This window comes from Streptosporangium sp. NPDC002607, from assembly GCF_053592655.1.
Genome location: NZ_JBSFWD010000173.1, coordinates 1 through 1,173, shown reverse-complemented (window position 1 = coordinate 1,173; position 1,173 = coordinate 1). Strand labels below are relative to the sequence as shown.

General features: G+C 71.7%; 1 protein-coding gene. It reads right to left on the bottom strand.

From position 1 onward, the window contains the following. On the bottom strand, window positions 1-1,173 hold a 1,173-nt coding region (locus ACWD3H_RS47705), incomplete at both ends, for a beta-ketoacyl reductase (RefSeq protein ID WP_451959811.1).

Here is a 1,173-nt window from a genome sequence, read left to right as displayed (position 1 = left end):
CAACCCGGCCAACCGCCGCACCAGCGCACCGTCACCCGACACCGACCCCGACACCGCCGACCGGCGAACCCCCCGCACCAGCCCGCGCAGCAGATACGGCACCTCACCCCGCGCCCACACCGCCGCCAGGTCGAGCCGCGCGACCACCAGCACCGGACGATCCACCGCATCCACCGCGTCGAACGACGCCAGCCCCTGCTCCACCGACAACGGCGACATCCCCGCCCGCGTCATCCGCCGCAGATCGACCTCGTCCAACCCACCGGTCATCCCGGCGTCCTGCGCCCACGGCCCCCACGCCAGCGACAACCCCGCCAGCCCCCGCGCCCGCCGATACTCCGCCAACGCGTCCAGGAACGCGTTCGCCGCCGCGTAGTTACCCTGACCCGCCCCACCGAACGCCCCCGCCACCGACGAGAACACGATGAAGTCGGCCAAGCCTCCATCACGAGTCAGCTCATGTAGATACCAGGCCGCGTCCACCTTCGGCCGCAGCACCGTCTCCAACCGCTCCGGTGTCAGCGACGGAATCGTCCCGTCATCCAGCACACCCGCGGTATGAATCACCGCGGTCAGCGGATGCCCGGGATCCACCCGCGCCAGCAGCGCCGCCACCGCGTCCCGATCGGCCACATCACAGGCGGCGATCTCGACCTCGACCCCGTGCGCGATCAACTCGGCCCGCAGTTCCAGCGCGCCGGGGGCGTCCAGGCCCCGGCGGCTGGTCAGCAACAGACGCCGCACCCCCCGCTCGGCCACCACATGCCGCGCGAACAACGCCCCCAGACCACCCGTCCCACCGGTGATCAGGACAGTTCCCTCCGGATCCCAGGCACGATCCTCACTCAAACCAGAGCCGGACGCGAGATCAACGCCACGCTCGGGGCCAGAGCCATCACCGGAATCTGAGCCGGGCACCACCCGTACCAGCCGGGCAACCCGCACCTCACCCCCACGCACCGCCACCTGCGGCTCGCCCGAGGCCAGCACCCCAGACAGCACCGCCAGAGACGCCCCCTCCTCCACATCCGCCAGCACGAACCGGCCCGGATTCTCCAACTGCGCCGACCGCACCAACCCCCACACCGCCGCCGCGCCCAGATCGGTGACCGCATCCCCCGCACCGGCCACCACCGCACCCCGCGTCACCACCACCAGCCGCGAATCAGCACA